Raw genomic sequence first — 403 nt, 5'->3', positions numbered from 1 at the left:
CAAGGGCCTGTCGCACATGACGGCTTCGAAGTAAATAAGAAGTAAGCCAACCACAACACTCGCCTATACATGAAAGCAACAATCGAACAGGCCCTGCTCAGCGAAGCGCTTCGCGTGATCCAACGCCTTGCGCCCCCGGTGAGCGGGGCCGTTACATTGGAAAGTAACGGAAAAACGTTGAAGATGCACAGCCAAGCAGAGCTGAGCCGATGCTCGGTTACGCTGCCGTGCTCTGTTGACGGAGAAATGCTGATCGCGGTGCCGACCGAGGCGCTGAGCGCCGCGATACGCGGGCACGATGTGCTCGAAATTGAGTTGAAGCAGGCGCTGCTCCGCATCAGCTCCGGAGCCTACAACACTCGACTCACGACTCAGGATGCGCTGGAGATCGAGGTCGAAGAGG

At 57.8% G+C, this 403-nt stretch carries 1 protein-coding gene; it reads left to right on the top strand.

The features are described from left to right. Positions 1-69: 69 nt before the first annotated feature. A partial coding sequence (locus AC1RPU_RS07915) for a hypothetical protein (protein ID WP_481769631.1) occupies positions 70-403 on the top strand: 334 nt, incomplete at its 3' end.

This window comes from Dellaglioa sp. CoH-55-MRSF-7, assembly GCF_056782235.1.
Note: the sequence above shows the minus strand (reverse complement) of the source record. Positions and strands in the feature narration are given on the sequence as shown.